This window comes from Sneathiella sp., from assembly GCF_041689005.1.
Lineage (GTDB): Bacteria > Pseudomonadota > Alphaproteobacteria > Sneathiellales > Sneathiellaceae > Sneathiella.
This window is the reverse complement of record NZ_JBDNHC010000022.1, coordinates 11,736-34,630: the sequence shown is the minus strand read 5'-3', so window position 1 is coordinate 34,630 and position 22,895 is coordinate 11,736. Positions and strand designations below refer to the sequence as shown.

The following is a 22,895-nucleotide window of genomic DNA, read 5'->3' as shown; positions in this document are numbered from 1 at the left end:
TACCTGTCTGAACGTGAAGGGGCAAACTTCTGGCTGTCGGTCCTGACGGATTTGAATAATCGCGGTGTTGACGATATTCTGATTGCCTGTGTTGACGGGCTGACCGGCTTTCCTGAGGCCATCAACAGTATCTTTCCAAACACCGAGGTTCAGCTCTGCGTCATCCACCAGATCCGCAATTCGCTCAAATATGTGGCGTCAAAAAACCAGAAAGAATTTATGGCGGACCTGAAGCCGGTTTACAAAGCGGCAACCCTTGAAGGCGCAGAGACAGCACTGGACGAACTGGAGGCAAAATGGGGAGAAAAATATCCCATTGTTGTCAAATCATGGCGGCGAAAATGGTCCAATCTGTCGGTCTATTTCAAGTACCCGCCCGATATCCGCCGGGTGATCTACACCACCAACGCCATTGAGGCCGTGCACCGCCAGTTCCGAAAGCTGACCAAAACAAAGGGCGCGTTTCCCAACGAGAACAGTCTTCTCAAACTGCTCTATATGGGTATCCAAAACGCCACAAAAAAATGGACCATGCCTATCCAGAATTGGAATTTGACACTGTCGCAGCTAGCCATCTATTTTGAAGGCCGCTTAGATGATATACTGGATATCTAACCTATGAGCGTGACACAGAATTCTGAACACCCTCGACTTCCAAGCATATAGCCCAAGGCCTTCTCCTCTGCCTCTGCTAAACCTCCTATAAGCTTATCACTCTCTGCGCTGCTTTCTGGGCTCTTACTCTCCTCCTCTATCCTCTCTTCCCCTTCTAACGGCTTAACGTCCTCAACTGCAAGAACACGAGGAGGTGTAGTAGTATAAGTTATAGTTACTGAAGGGGTCGTGACTGTTGTCCCAGGCCTAGCCTTATCTTCTTGATTAATAAGGGCCCAACCCCTTTTCTTTAGGGCTTTGGCATTGTCCTCTTTGGCTATTATTGTCATCGCGGCTCCTGCGTTAAAGGTAAGAAAGCTTTGTCTTGTGTCTATTATAGTCAATTGATGCATCCTTATTCTTAACAAAGGATTAATAAAATCATAAGCCTCTGTTTTACAATGCGTTTTTAATTGAAATTCGCCTAGATCAGTGCATTTTGAGTCTATTTCGTATAATATCCATGCATATGAATGGTTATTGTACGATCTAAATAGGTTGAGAACCTTAGGTCTAATATTGGAGTGAAAATAATGCATGAGGACGTGGAATAACGCCCGACACCAGAATCCGCATGTCATATAATAGCGTTTATCGCAATTATATCAGGAATTACAGATGACTAAAGCCAACGCAACCATCAAAGACGCCGCCCTTCTTTGGCTGAAACGCTGCCAGCTCGACGGATTGGAACGAGCCACTATTCGGTCCTATAAAGGGCACTTCACGCATCATATCGAGCCCAAGATCGGGGGTCGACTGCTCAAGGATTTCACTGCGGCTGATGTGCAGGATTTCATCGACGAAATGCTTGAGGAAATCTCCCGCCCGATGACGAAGAAGGTGCTCACAAGCTTGCGGTCCATTCTCTCAACCGCCCAGTCACGCGGAATGATCGACAAGAATGTGGCGCGGGAGATCAAGCTCCGGCGCGATAGCCGAAATGACAAAGAGCGGATCATACCTTCGAAAGATGAAATCCGGCAGCTAATCGACAGGGCCCCTGCCCGTCACAAGCCGCTCGTCATCACTGCTCTACTCACGGGAATGCGCTCCAGCGAGCTTAGAGGGCTTTCCTGGGCCCAAGTAGACTTTGATAAGGGCCTCATCCTCATCAAACAACGAGCAGATCGGTATAATGCGATCGGTGTTCCCAAGAGCCGGGCTGGTATTCGCACGATCCCAATGTCACCTTTGGTTGCCAGTACATTGCTTGACTGGAAGACACGATGCCCGAAAGGTGATCTTAATCTTGTTTTTCCCAATGGCGCGGGCAATGTCGAGGGTCATGCCAATATCTTTCACCGGATCTTCAAGCCATTGATGATTGCTTGTGAGATTGTCGACATCGAAGGAAAGCCGAAGTTCGGGTTTCACTCTCTGCGACATGCAGCTGCGTCTCTGTTTATCGAACAGGGCTGGACGCCCAAGAAGATCCAGGTATTGCTCGGTCATTCATCCATCAACATGACATTTGACGTGTATGGGCATCTGTTTCACAATCCAGAGGAAGATATTGCGCAGATGGCGAAGATGGAGAGTGATCTGCTGGCGGCGTGAGCAAGCGATGAACGGACAGCGCCAAGTTTTAAATACCGATAGGATCAGCGAAATTGCTGTCTGCCCCACCGCTCTATCGGTATATCCACGCGGACTGAAAATCCGCGTGTCGGTGGTTCGAATCCGCCCCTGGGCACCATTTTTTCAAAATACATCGAGATTGAACGGCTAATTCAAAGCCGCGCTGTTTAGGCTTGTCATACAATGTGCTGGCTATTGAACTGAAAGCGGGCGAAATGTCTGTATAATTAAATGGTCTGCTAGTAACCAATAGGAAACATCTATCTAACCTTCTCAACAGACAATCTGCGCAAAAGTCGGATCAATAGATCTGAACTGCGAAATGTATCTTGCGCCATCCCGATTGGTTAGGCGCAAGGCACACAATTCTCTATCTGGCTGTCGTGGGGTCGATAATACTTGTTACCTCGGTGATGATCGTTGCCGGAAAACCACTAAGTTCCGAATGTTTGCGGATCGCTTCTTCATCTTCTGCAAGATAAACACAGAAGGTTTTCTCAGCCGTTACATAAGAGTGTTGCCATTGCACTTTTGGAGTCAGCTCCGCCAACGCCTTGTTGGAGGCCGCCGCCGCCCCGGAAAGTTCTGCCTCGTTCATTTTACCAACGGCCGGAATATTGCGTTCGATAACATATTTTTTCATGTTTGATGCTCCTTGTACTTTGCTGAGGTGCCGTACTGACGTTCTGCTACGGTCATATTCACACTGAAACAATGCGGAGTATCCAGTTCCCTAACTGTACCAAGCAAGTATAGTTTCAGTACTAGTCATCGCGGTTGTCGGTGCCTAGTGTCGAGTTATCATGAATGGGAGAAACAAATGGCAGCCGCAAGCTATAAACAGTTCTGCCCTGTCGCCATGGCATCGGAGATACTGTGCAATAGATGGACGATCGTTCTATTACGCGAACTTTGTGCAGGTTCAACACGCTTCAATGACCTAAGGCGGGGCGTGCCACGCATGTCTCCCGCCCTATTGTCCAAAAGACTGAAAGAATTGGAAGCGCATGGCGTTTTGGAACGAACGCTTATACAGAAAAAGCCGGAAGTGTTCGAGTACCGGCTGACACCAGCCGGGCTGGAACTTGGAACGGTCGTTGAAGCAATCGGTATTTGGGGCCATCGCTGGGTAGAAACCGACCCCAGTCTGGAGAATCTCGACCCAGGATTATTAATGTGGGATATGAGGCGCGGTCTGAATGTTACGCCATTGCCCCTGCGCAGGATTATCATCCAATTTATTTATCCCGAGCTAACCGAAGCCGAGCAAAATTGGTGGCTATTGGTTGATCCGAAGCATGGGGTTGACCTGTGTTCAGTAGACCCCGGCTTTGATGTCGATCTGTTTACGCGCAGCGATTTGCGGACGATGACTGCGATCTGGATGGGGTTAGACACTGTAGTAAAAGCAGTCGCCGATGATCGCTTGTTGTTGATAGGTGACAAAGACATAGTAGGCAAAATGCAGCTATGGCTAGGATTGAGCCCGTTTGCCGTACAGGCCAAACAGGTTGTATGATCGCCAAAGGGCAATATAATTTCGTAAAATCAAAACGAAGCTGTACGTTGGCGAACGTCCGCTTTTGGCATTTTATAGAACCCGCATTATTATGGCCGCAAGTGCCTAATTCACAGAGCATTCCGACGTGCTATCTGACTATCGGCGGCTCGAATCCGCCCCTGGGCGTTATTTCTCGATGCGTAAAGGCTGTTCTTGCAAAGGGCCGAAAGCCTAACCTATGTCTCCAGGGTGTGGACAATCTAATCGGGAACGATGGTGAGGCGGCGGTTGTGGAATTCAGGTATTTTCTTGCCGAATCCCGGCAACTGGTTGCGAAAATGACTCGCATTACAGATCGTATTGTAAGCGATCCTTCCAGATTTCTGTTCGGCGAACGGGAAGCAGAGTTCAAGGCAAAATGATGAAACCCAAATACTCCATATCAATTATCGTCGCAACGTTACTGTTTATCTTAGCCGGGTGCGGTACCATTTCGATTTCCGGAGAGAAAGGTATGGTGAACCTTTACAATTTGACGCCCAAAAGCACGTTTGCCGATGATCTGCCGCACGTCGACTGGAAACTCGTGGTCGCAGAACCGGTTGCGACCGGCGGGCTCGACAGTAAGCGGATTGCGTTGCGTCCCAATCTGAAATACCTGATGCCAGTCAACTGGTTTTCCATCCGCAGCAGCTTGCCAATCCGCCAACAGATGCGGGTTGTCGCGCACTTCAAACATATGGTGGCATGGTCTAAAGCCGAGCTGTTCAAGAGCGAGCCGCAATGAATTGGTGCCTGTGCGGCCAAACCCCGGGCCAATAATTTCTAACGCCATGTAAATATACCTAATAAAAGATAATCAATTTGGTAATCCAGCCGCTCTCAACCCATCACTCCAACGCTTGGCATCTTCGGGTTGCAGAAAAGCCAACCACTTACCAACATTGGAAACACGCATTCCGGGTTCAGTGTCGATGAGGCGTATTATTGCCGTCTCAATCTTCAAATTTATATCCAATTTACCGGCACTGGCGGCAAAAACGCACGCGGCGAGCAGGAAATTTGGTCTATCACGCAGAGCCGCTTCAGCAAGCGCCAGCGCTTTCTCATAGTTTTCAAGATGGTAGTGACCAAGTGCAGCGGAAGACAGCATGACAAAATATTGCGGATCATGCGGGCTCAATCGCATGGCATGCTCCGCATGTTCAACCGCTAGCCCCGGCGTGCCTATACATGCCTTGGTCATTCCACTGATATGCCACGCACCGGCAAGGTTTGGATTTACTTTTAATGACTGATCCAGAAAGGCGTCTCCATCCAGGACCTCGCCAAATATTACCATAGCGAAGCCCGCTCCCAGAAATTCAACTGAATCTTCGCGGTCCAACCGGGCCGCAATCCGCGCTAACCTTAATCCCTCTGTCCGTTCTTGCTCACTATCAACCACCCATCCAAAGCCTTTTCATTGCGCATAACTGCGCGCCGCCATGCCATAGGCTGCCGCATATTCCGGATCAAGTTCATAGGCCTTTGTGAACATGAGAATTGCCTCTTCATTAGCCGCCTTATCATACAGATAAAACGCCGCCATCCCCCGAAGGTAATAATCATAGGCGTCAAGGCTATCCGTTGGCTTGTGTCTGGCTCTGTTTATCTCCGCCTGTACCAGTTTTGGCTCAATGGTCCCAACAACGCTCTGGGTAACCCTGTCCTGTAAATCGAATATATCCTCAACTTCACCATCGAAGCGATCCGCCCAAAGATGGGTGCCGGTCGATGCGTCGATAAGCTGACCTGTACTACGTATCCTGTTTCCCGCCTTGCGGACACTGCCTTCAAGAACGTATCGAACACCGAGCTCACGACCGACCTGTTTTATGTCTATCGCCTTTCTTTTGTAAGTAAAACTGGAATTACGGGTGATACTATCGAGCAGCCATTTTATGCGGGAAAATGCCGCAATAATATCCTTGACAATACCGTCCGCGAAGTAATCCTGTTCCGGATCGCAGACATGTTATCAAAGGGAAGGACTCAAGGGACGGTTTGTCAGGCAACGCCAAAATAGGCTCTTCTTCAACCGGTTGAGCCTCAAGAATAGTTTGCGACCCTGTCGGCCAGCGCCATACGCCGACAGGGCGGACAACGTTTTTAAGTTTATGAGTGTCACCTCCGAAAAATTGCAGGCCAGCCGCGCCGTCCAGGCTGTTGTAGGCCATATCGGAAATGGCAATCTGTCCGGGTTCAGCCGGGGCTTCCAGCCGAGCGGAGACATTTACTCCTTCGCCGAATATGTCCTCATCCTCAAACACCACATCACCAATATGGATACCGCACCGCAATCGGATGATATCATGATCGGCTAATGCCTCTTGAACTTCAATTGCGCAAGCGACCGCGTCAGATATTGACGGGAATTCGACGATCCATCCATCCCCCATGCTCTTGATTAAATTGCCCCGATTGGCGGCAACTGCGGGGCCCAATATCTCCGTCCGCAATTGCCGGAGCGCGGCAAGCGTACCTGTTTAGTTCTCACTCATCAGCCGAGTATACTCGACGACATCAGCAGCTAATATGGCGGCAAGCCAGCGTTCCACGATGAAATGCCCCCTATTGGGAGGATACTATCTGATCCATTGAGAAATGCTAGATGATATGGTGCCTGATGCTGAACATAAGCTGGTTCCGCCTATCAGCAGCCGCAAATGCTGCTGGGAGAAAAGCCCCTTCCAACCTAACGAGCCGACCTCGTGTTCCCCTTACTGGATGGGGTAGTTTGGCTCGTCCTTACCTTCACTTTCCCAATTTACCCACAGCTTGTGATCGGTTCCCATCAGCAGGGTTACATAATTTCTCTGCCGGATATATTGATCCGAGGCGAACGGCGTCAGCATGGAAATGCGGATGTTTTTCATTTCATCCAGATATTCCGTGCGGTCGTTGGTCACGGCCATGATGCCGATCCATTGCAGACGGCTTGGAGCCGGATGGATTATCCCGGAGGAGACAACCTGATGGACCTTGCAGTCCCGTGCCTGGTCATGAATGACGCCGATGCAGCCGATATGGACATCGCCGGACAGAATAACCGTCTTGCAGCTCACGTCCCGCCTATTGGCAGCGTCCAACAGCCAATGGATCAGCCGGGCGCGCTCGCCCTGATGGTTTTTCGAGCGCCAATGATCTTTCAGGTCATCGGTCAGTTCTTCCTCCCATGGCGTGGCGTCAAAGACATTTTCCGTAAACGTAAAGTCGCGATACACCACAGGAACCCCTGAGAGCACGAGTAAATGCCCGTCTTTCACACCGTTGAGATACTCAATCACCGTCGGCCATTGGCGCTCTGAACTCATGACCTGCTCCAAGGTGCGTTCGGTGCGGTTATCCAGCGCCAGAATATTGTAGCCGCGGAATTTCACGGCCAAGGCATAATGATCTGCGGCCTTGTCGAGCAGGGACGTATTGTTTTTGGAGCGGATCTGAAAAATCTCGAAATATTTTTTTGCGAACCCGAATATCGACTGGAACACATCGCATTCATGCAATTCCTTCGGGAAGCTGCCCCAGCCATCGAAAATGTCATGGTCATCCCACATCATCACCGAAGGTACGGTCGCCAGCATCAGGCTCATGGACGGATCGTTCCAGCGTTCCTGATAGAGCGTGTCATAGAATCTGTCGATCTGGTCGCGCATGGGGACGGTCGCCGTGCGCTTTTTCTTGTCGTCAAGGGACAGGCCGTTCCATTCTTTAAGCTTCGTGACGGAACTCCAGATACTGTCGGCATAGAGCTGGTCACCCCCCATGAGCATCATGGAAAAGGGCGTCTTCACATGCTCCGCCTGCAGCTTTTGCCAAAGGAGATAAGGCTCCTGCGTCTTGTGCATGAGATCGAGGGACGAAAATCCGTTACAGGACATGTAGGCGAATTTTGGTTGCTCCGATTTTCCCGGTGAATAAAAGGTCCATTCGGTCCGGTCGTTCTGGCAGCGCGCGGCATCTCCATCGGCGAGGACCTGGTAGGTAAGAGTCTTGGCGTCCTTGACGGCGGTAACTTTATGCTCCGCCCGCCAGACAACAGAGGAGGGGGTCTCCGCCACCTGATTGCATTTGACGGAATTTCCATCGATAACCCAATCGGCGGATTTCACGTCCGGTTCCGTGGAAAAACAGAGGGTATAGAGGGTATCTGATTCCACTCCCAGAATAGGGCCAACTTTAATTTTCGTCACAAAAATCCCTCCTGTTATCAAAGCGCTTGATTGGTGTGCAACCGAATGTCCGCTGATATTGATGATATGCTTGCAATATAACACTTGCAAGCACAGTAAGAATTTCGTCAACCTATTGCATTGATTGAATTAATTACAACTAAAAGTGCTTTCCAGACGTAACTTCTTTTGCTGAATAATACAGCGTGTTCTGGACATTCCTGTTGGTCGCCAGTAGGTAGCTTGACTGCAAGACGCTATGCCTGAAAGAGGATCTATTCTTATTTTTTCCCAAAGGGGCGGGAAATGCCGAAGGTCAGACAAATATCTTTCATTGGATATTCAAGTCTTTGATGATTAGCTGTGAGATCGTCGATGCAGAAGGGAAGCCCCAGTTCGGGTTTCATCCTCTACGTCATTCTGCTGCATCTCAGTTTATTGAGCGCGGCTGGACGGCTAAGAAGGTCCAGGCGCTGCTTGGTCATTCCGCCATCAACATGTTTTTTATGCGTAAGAGTAGCCGTTTCGTGATCCGGAAGAGGATGTTGCACAAATGGCGAAGATGGAAATTAGTCAGTTAGCAGGCTATAAAGAATGAAATTTTCTCTTTTGATACCGACTGAAAATCAACCTCTTGGTGGTTCGAATCTACCCTTGGGCATCCTTTTTCTAAATCTATCAGGATTGAACGGCAGCATAAGGGTATTTTTCGCCGTCAATCCCGATTTTCTGTAAGTCTCCAGATCGCCAAATGATAGTTATATGGGCGGCAAACTTCGCTAGCGTTTGATCTTCACTGCAGGGCGTTCACGCCGACGGCCGGAGATAAGCTGCCATATCCAGTTAGCAAAATCCCGGCTGTAGTAAGAGATCGCCTGGGGGTGCATCTCGCTCTGCAGCTCCTGCGGCGCTACTATAGCAGGATGAGATGCAATAAATCCGTCGGTGATCGGGCTATCAAGGCACTGCTCCAGCTTGTTCAGCACGGTCGGAGGGTCGGTTTCCTCGGGCGTAACCAAAAACCCGTGGGCGCGGAGGCTATTGCCCAGACCAGTGCGTGACGACCAGACGGCCAGAGGAATAGCGATCATCATACCCAGCGTTACCGGCAACAGCCAGTAGAAAAGGCTCGGCACCCAGATCCACGCGATAACCGCCCAGATGACACCCGCTACAGTTGGCACCCAGAGGCTCCCTGCTGCATCTTTGTAAGGCAAGTACATGCTCTCGCGGTTTTGCGCATCCCAGGGCACGACGCGGCCTGCCAGCGTGGTGAGCACAAAATAGGCGTGGAGACACATCATCACCGGGGCCAGAAAGATGGAGAAAGCGGTCTCCATGACGGCGCTGATGACGAGGCGGATACCGCCGCCGAAGCCTCGGCGCTCATGGCTGTTGGACAAGGTCAGAGCCAAGCCGGCCACTTTGGGGCCTATCAGCATGATAACGGTCAGCGTGAAAAGGGAAACGATCTTGTCATACTCCACCACCTGCCAGTCGGGGAACAACTGTCGGCCGTTAGCGAAGAAGTCGTGCGGAATAACAGCGCGCATCACCCCGTCGATGGTTGTCACCACCAGCAGCAGCAGCCACAGAAGCGACGACACATACGCCAGTGCACCCAGGGTAAAGTGAAGCCGACTGAAACCGTGCAGTCCACGGACACCCAAAAGCTTGAGATGCTGCAGGTTGCCTTGCGCCCAGCGCTTATCGCGCTTGGCATAGTCCAGTAGATTACCCGGCAGTTCCTCGTAGGAGCCTCGCAGCTCCGGCATCAGATAGACATGCCAGTTGCCGCGGCGCACAAGCGCCGCCTCCACGAAATCATGGGAGAGGATCTCGCCGCCAAGGGGAGCCTTGCCCGGCAGCGAGGGCAGACCGCAGTGGCTGATGAAGGCCTGGAGGCGGATAATGGCATTATGACCCCAGTAATTGCATTCGCCCATCTGCCAAAAGCTAAGGCCGGTCGCCAACATAGGGCTGTAAAGCCGGGAAGCGAACTGCACATAACGGCCAAAGAATGTCTTCTGCCGCACCGGCATCGGCACTGTCTGGATGATACCGGCGTCCGGATTGGCTTCCATGGCACGGGTCAGTGTCAGGATGGTCTCCCCACTCATCACGCTGTCGGCGTCGAGCACCAGCATATGATCGTAGGCGCGGCCCCAGCGGCGACAGAAATCAGCAATATTGCCAGCCTTTTTGCCGCTGTTGTCCTCGCGGCGGCGATAGAAGATGCGGCCGTCGGCGTCCAGGCGCGCCACCAGTTGGCGCCACCCGGCCTCTTCCACCTGTGCGATGTCTTCCTTCCGTGTGTCACTCAGGAGAAAGAAATGAAAGGACTTGCCCTCACCGGTCTCCATGAGTGACCGGTAGGTCGCTTCCAGGCCCGCCAACACGCGCCGTGGATCCTCGTTATAGACCGGCATCACCACGGCGGTCTGCGACGTGAGGGGGCGCCTGATTATATCTTTTGCCTTGATGCGACGACGGAGAGACAGCGGATCGATCCCCAAGATATGGCAAACAAAGCCCGCCACCGCCGACCAGAAAGAGAACACCAGCCAGGAAAAAGTGATGGTAAAAAGGGTCAGGATCATCAACTCGATCACTGTCATGCCGTTCGCCACCAAGATTTCGAACATCATACGGCAGGACAGACCCGCGGTGAGCGCCACTAATGTGAAGAACAGGATGCGCCGTTCCAGGCTAAACGGCATGGAAAACCGGTCCTTTCGCCGATCCGTCGTCGAGGCGGCGTCTTGCGTCTTCAGATCATTCGGCATTGCTAGGCTCATAGAGATAACTCCAGGTTTCTGTCAGGCTTTTCCCCCTTAGTGTAAGGTAAACGCGCATATCGGCAGATTGTTCCCTATCGCCGTGCAAACGGAAGGATAAACGCCAGATATCGGTCCCGGGCAGCTTATGCAGAACCAGATCGTCGATTTCGCCTTTAGTTGTCTGGATGTTGGGCTTGACAGGCTGCTCCGCATGCAGCGTAGAGAGGTCACCACCCTGGAAATCAATCATGAAGCGCCGCATGCTCTTGGGCGCTACCGGCTTGGTGCCGGGGATGCCCCCCCAACCTGTTCGCGTGCGCAGGACGCGCGCCAAATGACTGGTTTCATCTACATTGTTCATACTAGTCATTCGGTAGGCCAGCCCCACGGGCTTGTCCACGCTAAAGACTTCGTCGGATACCCAGAATGCGACGATATTGTCATTCACTTCTTCGGCTGACGGTATCTCCACCAACCGCACGCTGCCGCTGCCCCACCCTCCATCGCGTGGTTCCACCCACAGGCTGGGCCGTTGATGGTAATGGGTCTCGAAATCCATGTAGTTGTTGTAATCCCGGTCCCGCTGGATGAGGCCAAAGCCCTTGGGGTTATTATCCAGAAAGGCTGTGACACTCAATTGTTTCGGGTTGGTCAGTGGACGCCATATCCATTCGTCGTTGCCGGTATGCATGAGCAGACCATCCGAATCATGCACTTCCGGTCGGAAATCGTCAAAATGCCGCGTACTGTTCTCTCCATAGAGGAACATGCTGGTCAGCGGGGCAATGCCGATCTGGTGTCCGTCCTTGCGCAGGAATAACATGGTGTCGACATCTACTACTGTACGTGTGCCCGGCGTGATGACAAAACGGTAGGCACCGGTGATTGATGGGCTGTCAAGGAGGGCAAAGACCGTCATGCTCGTGGCATCCTCGGCCGGCTTAACCAGCCAGAATTCACGGAAAGCAGGGAACTCCTCTCCCTTGGGCAGAGCCGTGTCCACTGCCAGGCCGCGCGCAGACAGGCCGTAATACTGGTCCCGCGCCAACAGACGGAAATAGGAAGCGCCGAGGAATACTGCAATTTCGTCGTTGTATTCCGGATTATTAAGAGGATAGTGGATGCGGAACCCAGCATACCCCAGGTTGTCCGGCACCTTTTCTTCCACGCCCTCGCCGTCATAGCGGAAAGAGGCCTTATTAAACGGCAGGGGCGCCACCTTACCGTCTTCCAGTACATTGATGTCGACCGTTGACTTGAACAGGAATCCGGGATGGAAAAACTGCACTTCGAAGAGCGTCTGGTTATGCCACAGCGCCGCTTCCTTGCGGAACCGGATCTTCTGGAATTCATCATATGTAAGATCGCCGAGTTTATCATCGGGAATCTGCGTCGGCGCCGCATAAGGTTTGGCCGCCTGGGCGCGCGCCTTCTCCACTACAGTGTTGAACAACTTCTCCGGCGCCACGGCTTCCACCTCGGCCGGCTGCACTGGCTGAGCGGGCTCGGACCGGGTGGCGGACTTGGAATCTGTGTTGGCGTCCCGTGCCAACGCCATGCCCGGTGCCAATGTAAGGAACACGATGATAGCGATGCTGTTCGCCGTCGGGATCACATAGTTTTTCTTTTTCATAAGCTTTCTATTCTCTGTGGACTGCTCTGTACCCGTCATATCAAGTCGGATTAAATAGGGATAATGGATAAAAGAGTGTTTTGGTTTCAACGTAGTGACGACGGAAAAGAGATGGCACGTAAACATTCTATAAAATCCAGCAATAAAGACTAATGCCGAAAAAACAGCTAAAGACATATGCCGAGTAACCCATAAAAGTGACAACATTGGGGGGAAATCCGTATTGTGCCTAAAGGATTACGCGGGGAACATAGCATCGCCGAACTATGCCGGATCAAAGACACCAATTTGTCTCTAGCTATGTCCTGATGAAACAAAAAAATTATGAACTATTACAGCTATCTATATATAGCTGTATCCGGAAACTGCAAGAGCATTGTATGCGCTCTCAACGCTCTCAGGAAGTTGCAGCACTGCCGCCGGGATCCACTACATCTGCCGGAGCGTGGAAGAGTCATTTCATTGACAGATGCGACCGGAGAAAGGCTGCCCGCGCTGTTTACACCCTTCAATACGGAAGGTGGTATTCTTTATCTCATATGGCTCTTAAAGAAACGACTGTCGCCGACCAAAAATCCGCATGTCGGTGGTTCAAATCTGCCCCCGGACACCCCTTTTCAAGCTGTCACAAAAATTCTTTTAAGTCCGCGATGAACTCGTCAAACTGGTCATGGTGTAACCAGTGACCTGCATTTTTGTAGTTTTTTACAATTGCGCTTTTGAAATACTTTATACGCCCGTCTTCTACCGGGTTTGAAGCCCAGCTGTCATTACCGTAACACAGCATTGTCGGGCAGGTAATTTCTCCCCATAGTTTCTGGGTGTCTTCAGAGCTGATCTCGAAAGGCCCCCAAATGCGCATACAGTAATCGAACTTCCAACTGAAACTACCGTCTTCATTTTGATTGACGGCGTGAGTTGTCAGATGCAACGCCTGGTCGTCGGATAAATGCTTATTTTCAGCCTTCATACGCCCAAGGGCATCCTCAAATGTTTCATATCGGCGATGCGTACGGGCACTTGCCGCACGTTTTTTCTCAATCCAGTCGCGCCAGCGTTTGGCAGGTGAAACGGCTTCAGACTCCTTGATCATTTTAGGGGAGAACCCTAGACCTTCAATAGCAACAAGCTTTCTGACATTCTCCGGATAAAGCGCTGTATAGCGGAGGGCTATACTGCCCCCCATGGAATGAGAGACAATTGTTACCGGGCCCAATTCCTTCTGATGGATAAGCTGCGCAATATCATAGATATAGCTCTGAATGTTGTAATTGCCATCAGTCGACCATCCGCTGTCCCCGTGACCACACAAGTCCGGCGCGATGATATGCCAGTCGTGACGCAATTTTTCCGCCACCCAGTCCCAATTCCGGCAATGGTCACGCCCCCCATGTATCAGCAACAAGGGCGGTGCCTTCGGGTTCCCCCAATCCACATAGTTGAGCTTAATACGTTGCGAAATATAGCTATTTGAGATTGGGCCCATGAGTTGCTTCCCGTATCATTCATCTGGTTATTTTACTGTAGTATAAGACGATTAATCGGCATGGTCTATCCGGGGGAAATAATTCAAAAAGAGAAGCAATACTCGTTGAGTTCTTTGGAACGGTTCGGGATGGATTTTAGGAAAACATCTGCTGACGAAAATCTGCGTGCCCTATCGCCCCCCTGATAACCAGTCAATGACGGCTCCTATACGGACGACCTAGAGGGGATGTTAGATCAAGGAGCGAATGGTATTGATCGCGAAAATGTCGTTGGTGACAGCCGCCCGCCCGGTGCAAAGGACCGGGCGGGCCACGCCTTTGTGGGTGTCAAGCACACGCACATCCGGAGTCATGGCAGCGACCGCCTTTGATATCGGTATAAACGGTTTGAGCGTTCGGATAAAACAGGCTCAGTCGGAACATCTATTTCTCCCATCTCTCACCACTGGCTAAAAAGGGCGGTCTCCCTCGATCTGAACGCGTCGCATTTTTCTCCGGAAACCCGCGTAGTCAGAAACCGCGTAGTGCTGGGTGCAACGGTTGTCCCAAATAGCAACGGAGTTCGGTTCCCACCGAAATCGGACTTGGGTCTCGGGATATTTCACTTGCTCATACAGCATTTCAAGAAGGGCTTTACCTTCATCCGCCCCCATTCCCACTACGCGCCGGGTATAGACGGAGTTGACGAACAGCGCCTTACGCTTTGTAACGGGATGGGTACGCACGATCGGGTGCTCCACCGTCTCGTCGGCTTGCAATCCATCGCTACGAAGACTTTTGGTACTACTGTACATCGCGGCAACAACGGAATTGTCATGGATCGCCGTCATGCCCTCCAGCATCTGCTTCATGGGCGCGGACAAACGGTCGTACGCAGCATAAGTGCTGGCCCATAAGGTATCGCCGCCGTATTCAGGCATTTCCTCACTGTGCAGCACCGCACCCATGGGCGGACTTACCCAGTCCGTATTATCATTATGCCACACGTCGCCGACCACGAGCTGGGTTCCATCGTTCTCCAATACCGAGACATATTCATACGTACCGTCGTAAAATGGAAGCTTCTTGGAAAAGGCGGGCGAGCCAAGCAGCTTGCTGAACTCCAGCTGTTGATCAACGGTCCAGCTCTGGTCTCGTAAAAAGACCACCCCGTGCTCCATGAGGGCGTCGTAAATCACCTTGAACACGGCGTCGTCCCAGCCTTGGCCAAGATCTATCCCTTTGATTTCAGCGCCAATAGCCCCGGTCAACCGCCGGATCGCTACCTGTTCTGGATTAACTCCCGGTAGGCTCCCTATTGCCAAATTCTCCATACCCATAGCATAACCTCCGTTTTAAAAATATTGTTTCAGAATGCTTTATGTTTGTTTAGCCCCTACGGTCTTTCAGTCTAAATACCACTACCAGGACCAATTCCGGGTCTTTGGATGCTGCCATAGACCTCGACTTTCAAGGCGCGGGAGGACCAATTCGCCAAACCGACGAATTTCTTCCGGGCGCCACACCGGCAGGGTAATGGCAATCCCGTCGCAGCCAAATGCCTTCACCAAATGCTCTATCTGATCAGCCACTTCGTCGGGGCCGCCATGGATTTTGCGCGAACCTGATACGGAACCGATTTGCCGCATCTGCAACTCGCCCAACGAGGCATAGATGTCATCGTAGGTGGAAATTGCGCCGCGTACGGAGTTTAAATATTCAGCCACGACATCCAAATCGACGGCATCTGCCAGCGCCTTGGAATCCGCTATAGCCTCTTCATTTGTTTCGCGAACAAGGACACTTGCGTGCATCTGTAATTTAACGGCACCTTCCGGCCGGCCGGCATCGCGGGCAATGCGGTTTATATCTGCTGTTCGTTTTGCGCATTCTTCTTGCGGCGTGCGGCCGGGCATGAAAATATAATCGGCATGTTGCCCGGCGAATTCGCGGCCCGCATCCGAGGCGCCAGCACTGACGATCAATGGTCTTGGCTGTTGCACGGTCTGAGGACCCACGATTGCGCCCTCTATGGCGAAATAGTTCCCCGTGAAATTCACCTCGCCCTGCGACCAGAGTTGCGTCACTACCTCGACGAATTCAGCCGCCCGCTCGTAACGGGCGTCATGATCAAATTCGGGCGCCAAGCGATTGGCCAAATGTCCCCCGAAGCCTGTGCCGGAAACAATATTGACGCCCCAACGTCCATTGCTCAGACAGTCCAGCGCGCTACCGATGCGCGCGACTGCCAGCGGATCGAACCAAGAAGTATGAATGGTTGTGATCAGTCGAATTTTTTTCGTTACCGGGATTAACGCGGCCGCCAGAATAGGCGCCAATAGAATGGGATCCTGTACATTGGCTTCCGTTGCTTTTGGTCCATAAGAGCCCCAGGCATCGGCCATAAACAGATAGTCGAGCCCGATTTCTTCCGCCGCCTGGGCAACATCTACATGTGTCTGTATTTCCATGGCATTCAAATTGCGTTCAGCGACCTCATGCGAAATCGCATGCATTGTAGGTGTATTTGGATAAAATAGGCCGATCCGCACGCTCATTTTTATAATTTCCTCTATTTCCCTGGCCCGTTTACAGTAGCATTGAATTTTATATCTTCCATATATTTATTGCGGATATGCATAAATGAGGACGCCTGCATTCAATTAGTATGCCGTTATTGAGTATCGCTTAATCAACAATTTGCGGCATTCGAATTAATGTCCCATTGCGCTCGCGCTTATAAAAAATGAAAATGGAAATTATTCAACCCGTCCTGGAGAATTCCAGCGTGCACCTGCCGGACGCCCCGAACAGACGATAGCCAACTATACTTAATAGCTGATCGATTGGCTGGTACTTGTAGGGATTACGCTTTAAAGGACCTGCACGAAGAGGTCGTAGCCGCAGCCAAACGTCCAACCCTCGATACACTGGGTGCCGCCGAGACGGGCGTGGACAAGCCGGGAGACGGGTGTAGTGGTATAGCTCGTAGCGAAGGCGCGGTAGTTTGCGCCCGCTTTTGGGCCCAAGGCGGCGGCACCTCGCGGAATGCCTCGCCAAGGAAAATGGATGCGAAAATGACGTGTTGGACGGTCACCGCGATACCAAGATGCTCTGTCACGCTGCTGCAAATCGGTATCAGCGGCATGAGATTATGCTGCGAAATTAAGTAAGCGCCAGATACATTTCGTTGCTACTGGCCTACCCCATTTAATATTAATCACAACAGATGTTGACCGGCGGTGCAGCCAATTGGATCACTCACCGGCCTGCCAACTCTCGATTTGCGTCGGCGATCACTTCGCGGCCAAGCGGCAGACCGTTGACCACATCTAGCAAATCACGCAGAGAATTCACAATATGTGTGCGCGCCAGCATCTCAGCGCGTTCCGGGTCGCGAGACTTTATCGCATCGATCAATGCAAAATGCTCATTTAACCGAGCATGATTTACAATGTCACGCCGGCTCGATTGTTTCCATACCTGCCAGCCCATTTGGCTGGTCCGTGAAAACGCCGTGCTTAAACAATCATACTGCGACAATAGATAATCATTGCCGGACGACGACGCGATTAAGCGGTGCAATTCGTCACTCAGGCTGGCCTGCATGTCAGGATCAAGTTGCATTCCGTTGGCGGTTAGAGCTTCAAATCTGGCACGCATGTCGTCGAGCACCGAATCTTCGATACTGTTCACCGACAACCGGGCCGCCAATCCATCAATCACTTCCCGCAACTGCAAAATGTGGATCATTTCGTCCAGAGTCATCTCGCGGATCAGCACGCCCTGCTTGCCCACTACTCGGACCAAATAATCCCTTTCAAGCAGATTGAGGGCCTCCCGAACCGGCGTCCGGCTAACATTCAGCCGCCGTGCCATTTCAGAAATGGAAACGGTTTGTCCAGGTTTGTATTCAAGGTTAAGAATATCACTTTTTAAACGCCGATAAACATCGAGACGAAGAGAGCCATCCTCTTCTTGCGCGTCAGTTCCATCGGAATTCCATGTTTTCAAGTTAGAAATTGGCACAAACTCCCCATTCTACAGCCGCCGTTTATTCCAAAGGCATGTTAGCGGATTCAGTGCCGTTGGCGCAAATCAAAAATAAGCGTCGCGGATCTTGCTTTACCTATTGAATACGATTAGTATTCTTACTGTATCAATTGCTGAAGCTTCGCGATCGGCGGCACTGGGAGACCACCAATGGCACATGCAAGTAGGAGGCTGGTGACGATGCTGTCGCCGCTGAATCCATTGCGATTTCCACGGCAGCGACGACCTCGGGCTTGGCGCCCATGAGGAACGCCAACATGCATCTAGCATTGCTGATTTCTAATTCTGTATCGCCGCACACGATCGGGCAATGGCGCCTGCCACGTTCGTACAGAGGTTTCAATTTTACTGATCCGGAGTTCTGGGAACATTTGGCACGCACGGCAGAGCGCGGGCTGTTCGACATGGTATTCTTTGCCGACGCCTACTCGCTTCACGATGTCTATAAGGGCACGCCCGACGACACAATCCGCTACGCTGTGCAATACCCGCGACTCGACCCATTGCCCCTGATACCAATGATGTCGCGGGTGGCGCGTCAGCTTGGCTTTGGTGTTACAGGGTCGACGACTTTTCTGCCGCCCTATTGGCTGGCCCGGCACTTTGCTACCCTGGACCATCTGACTGGCGGCCGCATCGGCTGGAACATTGTAATGTCCTATGCCCGCAGCGAAGCGGTGAATTTTGGCTTAGACCAGATGCTCGAACATGACGATCGCTACGCGGTTGCCGAAGAATATGTCGATCTGTGCAATCAACTATGGTCATCCTGGGACGAAGATGCCGTCGTCTGGGACCGGGAGCACGGCATCTATGCCGATCCTTCGAAAGTTCATAAAATCAACTTCGCCGGGGATCATTTCCGTTGTGAAGGTCCTTTGCATGTGCCGGCCTCGCCACAGGGACGGCCACTTATGCTTCAGGCTGGCCAGTCACCCCGCGGATTGGCCTTCGCGGCAAAGCATGCCGAAGTCTGCTTTGCTGTTCGCCATAATGCAAAGGGCATGCGTAGCCATCGCAAAAGTCTTGATGCAGAGTTGGCAAAAATTGGCCGAATAGATCGACCTAAAATTCTTTGGGGAATCATGCCGATTGTCGCAGAGACTCATGCACAAGCAGTGGAGAAACAGCGCCAATTGATCGAGAATGTGCCCCTTGAGGCGGCCTTGGCAATGATGTCGGGGCATTTCGGGGTCGATCTCTCTAAGGTGCCGCTGGACGAGCCGCTCGAAAATGTGGAAGGCGCACAGGGCGTTCGGGGCAGCATGGCTGCGATCGCTGAAGATTACAGTGACCGCATGACCCTGAGGCAGCTCGCACCACGCTTTGGTGCGGGGATCGCGCCCCATGTGGTCGGCAGTCCGGCAGAGATAGCTGACCAATTGGAAGCTTTTCATGATGCCGCCGATGGTGACGGCTTTATGTTGGTGACCCATGCGCTGCCCGGTAGTCTGGAAGAATTTGTTGAATTGGTCGTCCCCGAATTGCAGCGGCGCGGCGTGTTTCGCAAAGCGTATTCACCAGGCACGTTACGTCAACGCTTCATGGATACGGATTGACAGCATGACGATTGGAGGGCGATTGGGCATTCAACTCTACGGCAAGCAAGTACTGTCCGATCTCACTCTCACGCATGGCAGCGGTGGAAACTTGATGGGACTGCCGTTGGAACGGCTGGGCATTGACTTTATTGTCCTTGGCGGGCGCGCACCCGGCGAAACCTTTATTGATGTTTCCGGAGGCGCCAGCGTGGTTCCCGTGGCGGCTAGTGCACTTTGTGTCTTAGCACCCAAAATCAACATCATCACGCGGCTCAGTCCTTGGTGCTTAAAGCCTGCTCACATCGCGCGCATCGGAGCTAATCTCGATCGTCTCTCGCGCGGTCGCTGGCAACTTCTGTTGGACTTCGCAGATACTTCTTATGCTGCTGTCGCGCCGTCCATGGCGGAGTTATCGGACTTTGCGTTTGAGGTGATCGATACCATTCACGGGCATTGGCGCGGTCCGGTGGATCATGACGGACATTTTGTTCGTTCGGTCGGCCGCATTGTCGGCCCCCGGCCGGAAGATCCCTTACCCAAAATATTGATCGAGCTGCCACCGGAGGCGATTGAATATGCCGGCGCGCTGTCCGACCGTATTTCGGGAATTGTCGTCGAATCCGGTAATGTCAAATCCAGTGCCGGCATGCAAGATCTTTTGCACTCTCCCGTCGTTGTGCGCGACACGACCATGGCGGCGAACGCCATTGTCGACACATTAGCGTTGCCAGCTGATCGACGGCCGATCGCCGGTACCGCAGATTCCGTGTGTGATCAACTGATGGACCTTATGGCGAAGGCCAACACCGGCAATCTGGTCGTCAGTTTTCCAGCTCTGACTACCAACGAAATCAGGTTATTTGCCGAAAGCCTGGCTCCACAACTACGGCCGTCGACCACCGCAAATGACATCGGAATGGAGTGCTGAAGGATGACATCGGCACATACTAACGATGAGGGACTGCGCTTGGGATTGTTCTATCCTTCGACGACAGGCTTGCATGTCGTTTCGCGCACCGTCGCCGAACGCAATCCCGATGCCTTCGATCCCGATGTCCAAATACGGTTAGCGCAAGCCTGCGAGGAGGTCGGATTAGACTACCTTTTCGTGGCCGATCGGTGGGCGTCATACGGCGAACGCTGCACAGCCAATGGCTTTCAGGACCCCATGTGGTATGCCCCGATACTAACCGGCGCATTGGCGGCGGCAACCCGCAAAATTGCCATTGTCACCACGGCTCATACGACCTACCACGAACCTGGGAATATCGCTGCGATGGGCGCGTCGATCGACCAACTTTCAGGCGGACGCTGGGGTATAAATATCGTGACAGGATTTAGTCCCAACGAGGCAGGCCTGTTCGGGATGGGGCAAATCGAGCATGACCGCCGATACGAAATGGCGGACGATTATCTTGGTGCCATGAAGCATCTTTGGTCCGGTGACCTAACAGGCTATCAGGGGCAATTCTATAACGTGCCGCCCGGTGTTGGCAGCCCACGACCTCTTCAACGCGAGCCTTTGGTCATCTCCGCAGGCGCCAGCCCGGCTGGCCAGGCTTTTGCCGCAAAACATGCTGATTGGATGTTTATGAGTGCAGCGGACTCCAAGGAAATGACCGACAAGATCGAAAACGTTAACAATATGGCTGCGGGATTCGGTAGGCCGAAAGGAAGCATTCGGGTCATGCTGCACGCAAGCCTTATCGTGCGTGAAAGCGATGATGAAGCTGAAGCCGCTGCCGAAGAAATAAAATCCCAGGTTGATCTGGAAGGAGCGCGTGAGTTTGTTTCAGAGCTGATGGGCGGCATGGACACCATGCGTCAAAACTTTGGTTCGCTCGAAGAGCGGGAGCGGCTGCTGCGTGTTGGCTCCCGCGGGGCGGCGCGCCCGCTATTCGGCTCACCGCGCACTGTCGTGGAGAAGATTGTTGAAATGCATCGCGACTTCAATTGTAGAGGCATCGCTTTTTCATTGCCGCTATGGAGCCCGGAAATCTTACGTAGCCATATGTCAGACATTTTGCCCTTGCTGGCCGAAACCGGCATATGGCGTAGTCCTTTTGACCGGGGTTGGACATGGTAGGTTGCGCCCCGGCCGCATTGGCAAACGGTTGGGGCTGGGGCGCAACCGGCCTATTTGACCGGGTTAGACCAGTTCGGGTCGTACTCGAGACCAAGGCTAGCCCGCCCAATGGTGCCGAGGATACGATCGATATTCTCATGTTGGACGTAAGTGGTCAGATCTCTGAAGATTCGCTCCAGCGGATATTTTTCCAACAGTGCGCTGGCCCCACAGGCGCGAATGGCCTCATTCACGACCATTTCAGCTTGCTCTTGACCAATTACCCGGCAGATATTCGACATCACCGCAGCCTCGGTCGGACGATCAGCCATCCAGGTCGCCCCGGTCCGGGCAAGATAACCATGCATCAGTTCAATACCTATGCGCATACGCGCTGCATGATGCTGGACATATGGATCTTCACCCTTGCCTCGTTCAGCGATATAGTCCTTGGCGAATTCGAATGCCGCCTCCGACGCACCGAGAAAACTTGCGGTGAAGTGCGGGATGAACCTAGCCTGCCAGTTGAAGTCCAGATACTCCTTCACCGTCATCAATTTGCCGTCTTCCGGCACTATGACGTCTTTCAGGGTAACCATGTGGCTGACAGTGGCCCGCATCCCGAGCACCTTCCACCAATCCTTGTCGATGATAATACCGGGCTGATTGAGATCAACGATAAAGATGTGCTGCTGCTCTGCCAGCTCGCGCTCAGGATCAGGCAAAAGAGCCATGATCAAAGCGTGGGTCGCGGCGCCAGCACTCGTTGCAAAACCCTTAATGCCGTTCATTTTCCAACCGCCGTCGACACGCTCGACCGTGGTTTGCGACGCAATTTTCAAGTTAAAGTCACTGACATCCTTGCGCACAGGCTCGCTGCCCCATATGACGAAACGCATATCTCCGTTGACGACACCAGACAGATAATGTTGTTGCTGTTCCTCGCTGCCGTGCTTGTTTATCATGTCGACGGCGTTGACATGGCCCTCGTAACAGCGGCCAAGCGAAAGGTCACCTTTGGCAACCGCGGTTGTAATCCGCCATTGCGTCAACGGATCGCCGTTGCTCATGGCGATACCTTGACCGCCCAATTTGTGCGGCACAGCGGTGGAGAGCAGACCCGCCGCATGCAGGTCGTCAAAGTCCTCTGTAGGAAACTGAACATTACGGTCATAGTCGGCGGCGCGAGCGGCAAATTTTGGGCTCAGCTCTACTGCGCGCTGCACCAAATCTTCAGATTTATCCATAGGCATAGGTTTTTCCCTCGATACGTCATGAAATTACATGTCAGACCAAGCATCGCAATGCCGACGCGGCCTGACGGATTAAGTTGTCAAACATAGGTAAAAAAATTTACAAAAGCAATAATAAATATAATATTTACAAGTAAAATGGAGTTAATATTTC

General features: G+C 52.2%; 23 protein-coding genes. 7 read left to right on the top strand and 16 right to left on the bottom strand.

Features of this window, described 5'->3' with window-relative positions; all coding sequences use genetic code 11:
- Positions 1 to 615, top strand: a 615-nt coding sequence (locus tag ACESNI_RS02855; RefSeq protein ID WP_373084840.1) for an IS256 family transposase, incomplete at its 5' end; no start/stop codon positions are given.
- On the opposite strand, the gene ACESNI_RS02850 is transcribed toward ACESNI_RS02855, so the two are convergent.
- On the bottom strand, positions 612 to 944 hold the full coding sequence (locus ACESNI_RS02850) for a hypothetical protein (RefSeq protein ID WP_373084838.1): 333 nt from the start codon (positions 942 to 944) through the stop codon (positions 612 to 614). The genes ACESNI_RS02855 and ACESNI_RS02850 overlap by 4 nt on opposite strands.
- Positions 945 to 1,272: 328 nt before the next feature.
- Here ACESNI_RS02850 and ACESNI_RS02845 point away from each other — a divergent pair, with 328 nt between their 5' ends.
- Positions 1,273 to 2,214, top strand: a complete 942-nt coding sequence (locus ACESNI_RS02845; protein ID WP_373084837.1) for a tyrosine-type recombinase/integrase — start codon at positions 1,273 to 1,275, stop codon at positions 2,212 to 2,214.
- Between the two features lie 391 nt (positions 2,215 to 2,605).
- Here ACESNI_RS02845 and ACESNI_RS02840 read toward each other — a convergent pair whose 3' ends face one another.
- Positions 2,606 to 2,878: a DUF4242 domain-containing protein gene (locus ACESNI_RS02840; protein ID WP_373084834.1), complete on the bottom strand. Its 273-nt coding sequence runs from the start codon at positions 2,876 to 2,878 to the stop codon at positions 2,606 to 2,608.
- A 177-nt stretch (positions 2,879 to 3,055) separates the two neighbouring features.
- Between ACESNI_RS02840 and ACESNI_RS02835 the strand changes: the two genes are divergently transcribed.
- Positions 3,056 to 3,754 carry a winged helix-turn-helix transcriptional regulator gene (locus ACESNI_RS02835; protein ID WP_373084832.1) on the top strand — a complete coding sequence of 233 codons (699 nt, stop codon included), beginning with the start codon at positions 3,056 to 3,058 and terminating at the stop codon, positions 3,752 to 3,754.
- Positions 3,755 to 4,208: 454 nt separating this feature from the next.
- On the opposite strand, the gene ACESNI_RS02830 is transcribed toward ACESNI_RS02835, so the two are convergent.
- From ACESNI_RS02830 to ACESNI_RS02810, 5 genes are all read right to left on the bottom strand, one after another.
- Positions 4,209 to 4,571 (bottom strand): sulfotransferase, encoded by a 363-nt coding sequence (locus ACESNI_RS02830; RefSeq protein ID WP_373084829.1) that lies wholly within the window; start codon positions 4,569 to 4,571, stop codon positions 4,209 to 4,211.
- Positions 4,572 to 4,595: 24 nt separating this feature from the next.
- Entirely contained in the window at positions 4,596 to 5,123 is a 528-nt protein-coding gene (locus ACESNI_RS02825) for a hypothetical protein (protein WP_373084827.1), read from the bottom strand.
- 75 nt (positions 5,124 to 5,198) lie between these two features.
- On the bottom strand, positions 5,199 to 5,327 hold the full coding sequence (locus ACESNI_RS02820; protein WP_373084825.1) for a hypothetical protein: 129 nt from the start codon (positions 5,325 to 5,327) through the stop codon (positions 5,199 to 5,201).
- A 334-nt stretch (positions 5,328 to 5,661) separates the two neighbouring features.
- On the bottom strand, positions 5,662 to 6,177 hold the full coding sequence (locus tag ACESNI_RS02815) for an adenylate/guanylate cyclase domain-containing protein (protein ID WP_373084842.1): 516 nt from the start codon (positions 6,175 to 6,177) through the stop codon (positions 5,662 to 5,664).
- Positions 6,178 to 6,498: 321 nt separating this feature from the next.
- Positions 6,499 to 7,971: an alkaline phosphatase D family protein gene (locus ACESNI_RS02810; RefSeq protein ID WP_373084823.1), complete on the bottom strand. Its 1,473-nt coding sequence runs from the start codon at positions 7,969 to 7,971 to the stop codon at positions 6,499 to 6,501.
- A gap of 329 nt (positions 7,972 to 8,300) precedes the next feature.
- Here ACESNI_RS02810 and ACESNI_RS02805 point away from each other — a divergent pair, with 329 nt between their 5' ends.
- Positions 8,301 to 8,531 carry a tyrosine-type recombinase/integrase gene (locus tag ACESNI_RS02805; protein WP_373084821.1) on the top strand — a complete coding sequence of 77 codons (231 nt, stop codon included), beginning with the start codon at positions 8,301 to 8,303 and terminating at the stop codon, positions 8,529 to 8,531.
- 198 nt (positions 8,532 to 8,729) lie between these two features.
- Here ACESNI_RS02805 and mdoH read toward each other — a convergent pair whose 3' ends face one another.
- From mdoH to ACESNI_RS02765, 8 genes are all read right to left on the bottom strand, one after another.
- Complete coding sequence (mdoH, locus tag ACESNI_RS02800; protein ID WP_373084819.1) at positions 8,730 to 10,736, bottom strand: glucans biosynthesis glucosyltransferase MdoH; 2,007 nt, start codon at positions 10,734 to 10,736, stop codon at positions 8,730 to 8,732.
- Positions 10,726 to 12,363, bottom strand: coding sequence for a glucan biosynthesis protein (locus ACESNI_RS02795; RefSeq protein ID WP_373084817.1), 1,638 nt, complete (start codon positions 12,361 to 12,363; stop codon positions 10,726 to 10,728). Before ACESNI_RS02795 ends, mdoH begins: the two co-directional genes overlap by 11 nt.
- A gap of 625 nt (positions 12,364 to 12,988) precedes the next feature.
- Complete coding sequence (locus ACESNI_RS02790) at positions 12,989 to 13,849, bottom strand: alpha/beta fold hydrolase (RefSeq protein WP_373084815.1); 861 nt, start codon at positions 13,847 to 13,849, stop codon at positions 12,989 to 12,991.
- A 231-nt stretch (positions 13,850 to 14,080) separates the two neighbouring features.
- Complete coding sequence (locus ACESNI_RS02785; protein WP_373084813.1) at positions 14,081 to 14,203, bottom strand: hypothetical protein; 123 nt, start codon at positions 14,201 to 14,203, stop codon at positions 14,081 to 14,083.
- Positions 14,204 to 14,299: 96 nt separating this feature from the next.
- A complete protein-coding gene (locus ACESNI_RS02780; RefSeq protein WP_373084811.1) occupies positions 14,300 to 15,169 on the bottom strand; it encodes a TauD/TfdA dioxygenase family protein in 870 nt (289 codons plus the stop codon).
- A gap of 81 nt (positions 15,170 to 15,250) precedes the next feature.
- A complete protein-coding gene (locus ACESNI_RS02775; RefSeq protein WP_373084809.1) occupies positions 15,251 to 16,387 on the bottom strand; it encodes an LLM class flavin-dependent oxidoreductase in 1,137 nt (378 codons plus the stop codon).
- Between the two features lie 315 nt (positions 16,388 to 16,702).
- Positions 16,703 to 16,858 carry a hypothetical protein gene (locus ACESNI_RS02770; protein WP_373084807.1) on the bottom strand — a complete coding sequence of 52 codons (156 nt, stop codon included), beginning with the start codon at positions 16,856 to 16,858 and terminating at the stop codon, positions 16,703 to 16,705.
- A 232-nt stretch (positions 16,859 to 17,090) separates the two neighbouring features.
- Positions 17,091 to 17,858 (bottom strand): GntR family transcriptional regulator, encoded by a 768-nt coding sequence (locus tag ACESNI_RS02765; protein WP_373084805.1) that lies wholly within the window; start codon positions 17,856 to 17,858, stop codon positions 17,091 to 17,093.
- 281 nt (positions 17,859 to 18,139) lie between these two features.
- Between ACESNI_RS02765 and ACESNI_RS02760 the strand changes: the two genes are divergently transcribed.
- From ACESNI_RS02760 to ACESNI_RS02750, 3 genes are read left to right on the top strand one after another with little or no spacing between them, the layout of a single operon-like run.
- Positions 18,140 to 19,441, top strand: a complete 1,302-nt coding sequence (locus ACESNI_RS02760; protein WP_373084803.1) for an LLM class flavin-dependent oxidoreductase — start codon at positions 18,140 to 18,142, stop codon at positions 19,439 to 19,441.
- A 4-nt stretch (positions 19,442 to 19,445) separates the two neighbouring features.
- Positions 19,446 to 20,351, top strand: coding sequence for an LLM class flavin-dependent oxidoreductase (locus ACESNI_RS02755; protein WP_373084800.1), 906 nt, complete (start codon positions 19,446 to 19,448; stop codon positions 20,349 to 20,351).
- A gap of 3 nt (positions 20,352 to 20,354) precedes the next feature.
- Positions 20,355 to 21,509, top strand: coding sequence for an LLM class flavin-dependent oxidoreductase (locus ACESNI_RS02750; protein WP_373084798.1), 1,155 nt, complete (start codon positions 20,355 to 20,357; stop codon positions 21,507 to 21,509).
- A 50-nt stretch (positions 21,510 to 21,559) separates the two neighbouring features.
- Here the strand turns inward: ACESNI_RS02750 and ACESNI_RS02745 are convergent, their stop codons facing one another.
- The gene (locus tag ACESNI_RS02745; RefSeq protein ID WP_373084796.1) at positions 21,560 to 22,735 is read right to left on the bottom strand and encodes an acyl-CoA dehydrogenase family protein; all 1,176 of its coding nucleotides are present in this window, start codon (positions 22,733 to 22,735) and stop codon (positions 21,560 to 21,562) included.
- Positions 22,736 to 22,895 lie beyond the last annotated feature (160 nt).

Bases quoted from the DNA above. Each gene is read 5' to 3' on its own strand.
- ACESNI_RS02850 (WP_373084838.1), bottom strand. From the start codon at position 944: ATGACAATAATAGCCAAAGAGGACAATGCCAAAGCCCTAAAGAAAAGG.
- ACESNI_RS02845 (WP_373084837.1), top strand. From the start codon at position 1,273: ATGACTAAAGCCAACGCAACCATCAAAGACGCCGCCCTTCTTTGGCTG.
- ACESNI_RS02840 (WP_373084834.1), bottom strand. From the start codon at position 2,878: ATGAAAAAATATGTTATCGAACGCAATATTCCGGCCGTTGGTAAAATG.
- ACESNI_RS02835 (WP_373084832.1), top strand. From the start codon at position 3,056: ATGGCAGCCGCAAGCTATAAACAGTTCTGCCCTGTCGCCATGGCATCG.
- ACESNI_RS02830 (WP_373084829.1), bottom strand. From the start codon at position 4,571: ATGGCGTTAGAAATTATTGGCCCGGGGTTTGGCCGCACAGGCACCAAT.
- ACESNI_RS02820 (WP_373084825.1), bottom strand. From the start codon at position 5,327: ATGGCGGCGTTTTATCTGTATGATAAGGCGGCTAATGAAGAGGCAATT.
- ACESNI_RS02815 (WP_373084842.1), bottom strand. From the start codon at position 6,177: ATGGGGGATGGATGGATCGTCGAATTCCCGTCAATATCTGACGCGGTC.
- mdoH (WP_373084819.1), bottom strand. From the start codon at position 10,736: ATGCCGAATGATCTGAAGACGCAAGACGCCGCCTCGACGACGGATCGG.
- ACESNI_RS02795 (WP_373084817.1), bottom strand. From the start codon at position 12,363: ATGAAAAAGAAAAACTATGTGATCCCGACGGCGAACAGCATCGCTATC.
- ACESNI_RS02790 (WP_373084815.1), bottom strand. From the start codon at position 13,849: ATGGGCCCAATCTCAAATAGCTATATTTCGCAACGTATTAAGCTCAAC.
- ACESNI_RS02785 (WP_373084813.1), bottom strand. From the start codon at position 14,203: ATGACTCCGGATGTGCGTGTGCTTGACACCCACAAAGGCGTGGCCCGC.
- ACESNI_RS02780 (WP_373084811.1), bottom strand. From the start codon at position 15,169: ATGGGTATGGAGAATTTGGCAATAGGGAGCCTACCGGGAGTTAATCCA.
- ACESNI_RS02775 (WP_373084809.1), bottom strand. From the start codon at position 16,387: ATGAGCGTGCGGATCGGCCTATTTTATCCAAATACACCTACAATGCAT.
- ACESNI_RS02760 (WP_373084803.1), top strand. From the start codon at position 18,140: ATGCATCTAGCATTGCTGATTTCTAATTCTGTATCGCCGCACACGATC.
- ACESNI_RS02755 (WP_373084800.1), top strand. From the start codon at position 19,446: ATGACGATTGGAGGGCGATTGGGCATTCAACTCTACGGCAAGCAAGTA.
- ACESNI_RS02750 (WP_373084798.1), top strand. From the start codon at position 20,355: ATGACATCGGCACATACTAACGATGAGGGACTGCGCTTGGGATTGTTC.
- ACESNI_RS02745 (WP_373084796.1), bottom strand. From the start codon at position 22,735: ATGGATAAATCTGAAGATTTGGTGCAGCGCGCAGTAGAGCTGAGCCCA.